Origin of the sequence: Streptococcus sp. CCH5-D3 (genome assembly GCF_001556435.1) — a bacterium.
GTDB lineage: Bacteria > Bacillota > Bacilli > Lactobacillales > Streptococcaceae > Streptococcus.
This window is the reverse complement of sequence record NZ_LSIW01000071.1, coordinates 1-497: the sequence shown is the minus strand read 5'-3', so window position 1 is coordinate 497 and position 497 is coordinate 1. Positions and strand designations below refer to the sequence as shown.

General features: G+C 38.0%; 1 protein-coding gene. It reads right to left on the bottom strand.

Annotation, left to right across the window (positions count from 1 at the left end; translation table 11 throughout):
• Positions 1-497: Spy0128 family protein (locus AX662_RS04765; RefSeq protein WP_331709203.1), on the bottom strand; the 497-nt coding region annotated here is incomplete at both ends.

The window sequence follows — 497 nt, the reverse complement described above, 5'->3', positions numbered from 1 at the left end:
CTTCTTTAGTATTTGTCTTAGTTTGAAGAACTTTACCAGTTGAATCTTTCAATACGAAGCTGAATTCACCAGCTTTCAACTCACGACCCGCAAGAGCTTTGCTGAAGTCGAAACGAGTCTTAACTGGAGCTACTGCAAAGTTGTTGAACTCTGTATCTTCTGGCATTGTAACATTAGCAGTCAAGATACCAGATGCAGCATCTTTAGTAACGTTAACAGTTACTACTGCATTCATATCATCGTAATCGATGTTTGTATCTGTTCCAGCTACTTCACGTACTGTGTAAGTGTGAGAACCTTCTTTATCGTAAGAAATAGCGTCGAATTGGATTGTTCCGTCAGCCGCATTCTTCTTAGTTTGGATTACTTTACCATTTTCAAGTAATTCAAATGTGAAGGCATCCTTAGTAAGCTCTTTACCTTCAAGTTTCTTAGTAAACTTGAATTGTGCTTGTGTTGCAGCAGGTGTGAAAGTATTGTTGAATTCTGTATCTGAT